At 64.3% G+C, this 3,722-nt stretch carries 3 protein-coding genes; all 3 read left to right on the top strand.

What is annotated here, in order from left to right:
- The first annotated feature begins 290 nt into the window (after positions 1–290).
- Genes WCE35_RS24865 through WCE35_RS24855 form a run of 3 tightly spaced genes read left to right on the top strand, consistent with a single transcriptional unit; the run spans position 291 to position 3,497 of the window.
- Positions 291–1,358, top strand: coding sequence for an ABC transporter substrate-binding protein (locus WCE35_RS24865; protein ID WP_424595959.1), 1,068 nt, complete (start codon positions 291–293; stop codon positions 1,356–1,358).
- A 6-nt stretch (positions 1,359–1,364) separates the two neighbouring features.
- The gene (locus tag WCE35_RS24860) at positions 1,365–2,738 is read left to right on the top strand and encodes an MmgE/PrpD family protein (protein ID WP_424595958.1); all 1,374 of its coding nucleotides are present in this window, start codon (positions 1,365–1,367) and stop codon (positions 2,736–2,738) included.
- A gap of 6 nt (positions 2,739–2,744) precedes the next feature.
- Positions 2,745–3,497 (top strand): 3-oxoacyl-ACP reductase family protein, encoded by a 753-nt coding sequence (locus tag WCE35_RS24855; protein WP_424595957.1) that lies wholly within the window; start codon positions 2,745–2,747, stop codon positions 3,495–3,497.
- Positions 3,498–3,722: the final 225 nt, after the last annotated feature.

Genomic DNA, 3,722 nt, shown 5'->3' with positions numbered 1-3,722 from the left:
GGCCGGCCCGCCAGCGCCGAAGGGAACGATCACCCGGACCGGCCGCGAGGGATAATCCTGCGCGAGCGCTGGCGGGCCAAGGATGGGTGTCGCGAGCAAGGTCACGGCCAGCGCCAGCGAAAACCTTGAGCCCATCATCTCAATCTCCCTCAAATTCCGTCTTGCTCCCTGGTTGGGAAGTCTAGCTGCAATGCGAAGGGTGTGTCTACGATAGACTCCACCCACAGCATAGGAATAAAAGACAAGCTCCGGTGTACCCAACTTCGCCAACAGGCGCGGGGAACAAGACCATGAAGCATCCAGGGATTTCACGCCGCGCCGTGCTGCAAGGCACAGGTGCCGTGCTTGCCGGCGCCGCCTTCTCGACCCGCGTGATGGCCGATGCGCCGCCGGCGGAGCCGGTCACGCCGGCGCTGATCGAGGCGGCGAAAAAGGAAGGCCAGGTCATCTACTACACCTCGACCGATCTGCCGGTCGCGGAGAAACTCGCCAAGGCATTCGAGGCGAAATATCCGGGGATTGCCGTGCGGGTCGAGCGCACCGGTGCGGAGCGCGTGTTCCAGCGCATCGGCCAGGAGTATTCCAGCAACATTCATGCGGTCGACGTGGTGAATTCATCGGACGCCGCGCATTTCATCGTCTGGAAACGCGACGGCATTCTGGCGCCCTATGTGTCCGAGGATGTCGCAAAATTCTATCCCGCCGAGCACAGGGATCCGGACGGCCAGTTCGCGAGTTTCCGGGTCTGGCTCAGCATCATCGCCTACAATACAAATCTGGTGAAAGCGGAGGAAGCGCCGAAGAGTTTTGCCGATCTGCTCGATCCGAAATGGAAGGGCAAAATCGTCAAGGCGCATCCCGGCTACAGCGGCACCATCATGACCGCGACCTATCAGATGCAACGCGATCTCGGCTGGAGTTATTTTGAGCAGCTCGCGAAACAGAACGTCATGCAGGTGCAATCCTCGGCCGACCCGCCGAAGAAGCTCGATCTCGGCGAACGCGCCGTGATGGCCGACGGCAATGAGTACAACATCTTCCAGATGAAAGAGTCCGGCCGCCCGGTCGAGCCGGTCTATGCCACCGAAGGATCGCCGCTGATCATCGGACCGAACGCCATCTTCAAGGGCTCGCCCAATCCGAATGCGGCAAGGCTGTTCCAGTCGTTCTCGCTCAGCCGTGAGGCCCAGCAACTCATCATCGACGTCGGCGGCCTGCGCTCGGTGCATGCGCAGACCCAGGAGAAAACCGGACGCAGACCGCTGAAGGACATCAAGACCATGAAGGATGATGCCGCGGCGGTGGAAAGAGAGAGCGATTCGATCAAGGCGCGCTACACCCGAATCTTCCGCGTCTGACCGAAAATGACCGCCCGGCTGCCCACGATATCCGTCGCCGAAACGCTGGCCGGAAAGATCGTGGCGCTGAGGCCGGATGCGCTTCCGGCCCCGACCATCGGTAAATGCGAAGACCTGCTGATCGATATCGTCGGCCTTTGCGTCACGGCGCGTAACGAGGACTATATCAGGAGCGCGCTCGCCGGCTACGACGATGACGGCCGGTGCACCGCGATTGGGCATCAGCGGACGCTGAATGCCGCGGGCGCCGCCTTCGTCAACGGCACCGCCGCGCATGGCGAGGATTTTGACGATACATTCGAGGGCGGTCCGGTGCACGCCGGCGCGGTGATCGTGCCGGCCGTTCTGGCGGCCTGCGAGCGGCACCACGCCGACGGGCGCATGGCGCTGGCCGGGATTGCGGTCGGCACCGAAGTGCTTTGCCGTCTCAGTCTCGTGGTGCCGAAGGCCGTGCACAAGGCCGGCTTTCATCCGACCGCGGTGTTCGGCGCGATGGGTGCGGCCGCCGGCGTTGGCGCGGCGCTTGGGCTCAACGCAAGGCAGATCGTCGACGCGCTCGGAATTGCCGGCAGCATGGCGGGCGGCATCATCGAGTATCTGGCCGAGGGCGCCTGGACCAAGCGGCTTCATGCCGGATGGGCGGCACAGTCAGGTATTCGCGCGGCGCTGCTGGCACGTGGCGGGTTTGTCGGGCCACGCACCGTGTTCGAGGGCGTGCACGGGCTGTTCCACGGTTTTGCCCACACGACCGAGGGCGATTACGACGCCCTGGTCGGCGATTTCGGCACCCGCTGGGTGACGGATACGCTGGCGTTCAAGTCTTATCCCTGCGGGACGATGGCGCAGCCTTATATCGATTGTGCGCGGCGCCTCGCGACGCGGGGCATCAAGCCGGAGGATATCGCCGAGATCGTCTGCGAGGTGGCGGAGGGGACGGTGCACCGGCTGTGGGAGCCGCTCACCGACAAGCAGCGTCCGCGCAACGGCTATGCCGCCAAATTCGCCGTGCCTTATCTGCTCGCGACCGGGTTCGTGCATGGCAGCGTCGGGCTCGAGGCCTTTTCGGAGAGCGCGATCCGTGATCCGCGCGTGCTGGCGCTGGCGGCCAAAGTCAAATTCGCGATCGACCCCGACAATCCCTATCCGAACAGCTACACCGGCCATATTCGCGCGACCTTGAACGACGGCAGGGTGCTCGAGGAGAGGCAGCCGCATCTGCGCGGCGGGGCGCAGGAGCCGCTGACCCGGCAGGACCTGATCGATAAATTCGCGCTCAACGCCGAGCATGGTGGCTGGAGCAAGGTGAAGCGCGATGTGGCATTGAAGCTGATCGCGGGGTTGTACCAGGGCAAGATCGATTTATCGTCGTTGCGTGGATAGGCTTGCATGACCAAGGAACTCACCGGCAAGGTCGCCGTCGTCACCGGCGCGGGACGCAACATCGGCCGCGCGATCGCGCTGGCGCTGGCGGCCGACGGCGCTTGCATTGTGATCAATGCGCGCGGCAATCGCGCCGAAGCCGACGCCGTCCTGCGCGAAATCGAATCCGCCGGCGGCACCGCGCTGGTCCACATCGGCGACGTCGCTGACGCCGGGGCGATGCAGACGATGGCGGATGCGGCGGTAAAGCAACTCGGCCGGATCGATATCCTCGTCAACAATGCGGCGCTGCGGCGGGAAAAGCCGTTCGCCGAGATGGACTATCGGGAGTGGCGCGAAATCCTCGACGTCACCCTCGATGGCGCGTTCCATTGCGTGAAGGCCTGTCTCCCCGCGCTGCGCAGGTCCGGGGCAGGAACCATCGTCAATATCGGCGGCCTGAGCGCCCATACCGGCGCCAGAAATCGCGCCCATGTGGTGACGGCGAAGGCCGGGATCATCGGCTTTACCCGCGCACTCGCCCATGACCTCGCCAACGACGGCATCACCGCGAACTGCGTCGTTCCCGGGCTGATTGGCACGCCGCGGCCGAAGGACAAGCCGGAGCCGGCGCATCATCTGACCCACCACACCATCACCGGCGAGCGAGGCCGGCCCGACGATGTCGCCGCCGCCGTGCGTTTCCTGTGCAGCCCGGGGGCGCGCTATATCAACGGACAGACGATTCACGCCAATGGTGGGGCCTATCTGGGTGGCTGACGCATGGCTTGCGCACGGTTTTCGCAACGACAAGCCCGTTAAAGGCGCTCGGCTAACCGGGCATTTGATGTTACTTATCGTGCCATGAACCAGCAGATCAGGATCGACATCCGGCATTCCACCTGTCCGCACGACTGCCCATCGGCCTGCGCGCTCGATATCGAGGTGATCGACGGCCGCGGCATCGGTCGGGTGCGCGGCTCCAAGGTGCAGACCTACACCGCG

The sequence above is a fragment of the Bradyrhizobium sp. genome (assembly GCF_049691595.1).
Lineage (GTDB): Bacteria > Pseudomonadota > Alphaproteobacteria > Rhizobiales > Xanthobacteraceae > Bradyrhizobium.
The sequence above is the reverse complement of the archived record's forward strand: the minus strand, read 5'-3'. Positions and strand labels throughout refer to the sequence as shown.

Excerpts from the sequence above, each read along its gene's own strand:
- WCE35_RS24865 (WP_424595959.1), top strand. The coding sequence starts at position 291 with ATGAAGCATCCAGGGATTTCACGCCGCGCCGTGCTGCAAGGCACAGGT.
- WCE35_RS24860 (WP_424595958.1), top strand. The coding sequence starts at position 1,365 with ATGACCGCCCGGCTGCCCACGATATCCGTCGCCGAAACGCTGGCCGGA.
- WCE35_RS24855 (WP_424595957.1), top strand. The coding sequence starts at position 2,745 with ATGACCAAGGAACTCACCGGCAAGGTCGCCGTCGTCACCGGCGCGGGA.